Below are 462 nucleotides of genomic sequence, written 5' to 3' on the forward strand. Positions count from 1 at the left end.
ACGAGGACCGGCCGGCGGTGCTGCGCGGCCGGTCCCGCGCGGCCGTCCGCCGCGCCGCCGGTGCCGGCGGCGGCCATGGCGGGCCGGCCGGCCCGGACGGTACAGGCGGCGGTGGCACGCGGACGGGAGCGGGCGGGTCGCTGGCCGACCGGCTCGCCGGGCGCCCCGAGGACGAGCGGGAGCGGATCCTGCTCGGCCTGGTGCGCACGACCGCGGCGACCGTGCTCGGCCACGCCGACGCGGCGGTGATCGAGGCCGACCGCGGGTTCCTCGCGTCCGGGTTCGACTCACTGACCGCGGTGGAGTTCCGCAACCGGCTCGGCGCGGCCGCCGGGCTGCGGCTGCCGAGCACGCTGCTGTTCGACCATCCGACCCCGGCGGCGCTGACCGCGCACCTGCGCACCCTGCTCGTACCGGCCGCGCACGGCGGTGCCGGGAGCGCGGCCGTCCCGTCCCAGCGGG

At 80.7% G+C, this 462-nt stretch carries 1 protein-coding gene; it reads left to right on the forward strand.

Translation table 11 applies throughout. The features are described from left to right. On the forward strand, positions 1 to 462 hold a 462-nt coding region (locus AC5LUJ_RS05250), incomplete at both ends, for an acyl carrier protein (RefSeq protein WP_493464555.1).

Source organism: Protofrankia sp. CiP1_Cm_nod3, from assembly GCF_982290655.1.